The organism is Neisseria sp. P0021.S005, assembly GCF_051956955.1.
This window is the reverse complement of sequence record NZ_JBQCWY010000988.1, coordinates 1-437: the sequence shown is the minus strand read 5'-3', so window position 1 is coordinate 437 and position 437 is coordinate 1. Positions and strand designations below refer to the sequence as shown.

The window sequence follows — 437 nt, the reverse complement described above, 5'->3', positions numbered from 1 at the left end:
CCGCCCGCACTTGTCAGCGCGCTTTCGAGCTATGAGAAGACTTACGATCTCGCCTATGAAAAGGCGATGAAGAAATATGAAGGCATGGCCTGGTACGACCCGAGCGAAGCCGAGCGCAAGGCGCTGGTGGCCGAAAAGCGCAAGGGCCGCGAACCCGCCTATGCCCCGACGGGCTCGGCGCTGAAGGCCGGCAAACTGATGAAGGAAACGGAATATGCCGCGCTGATGGAGAAGAAGGCGCAGCAGGTGACGTCGTCTTCGCCAGCGACCACCGCAACCGCCTCGGCGCTGCGTGGCCCTCGCCCTTCGGCTAACCAGCCGGCCACGGCGCCGCAATCGAACCCGGCACCAGCTACCCCGACAATGGTTGCCTCGGCTACGCCTGCAGCAGGCCAGACTGGCGCTGCTGCCCAGAGCGTTCCGGTACCAGCCATGAA

At 64.3% G+C, this 437-nt stretch carries 1 protein-coding gene; it reads left to right on the top strand.

Annotated elements, in window-relative coordinates; translation table 11 throughout:
• Positions 1 to 437, top strand: a 437-nt coding sequence (locus ACTHUE_RS20520) for a hypothetical protein (RefSeq protein WP_440424332.1), incomplete at both ends; no start/stop codon positions are given.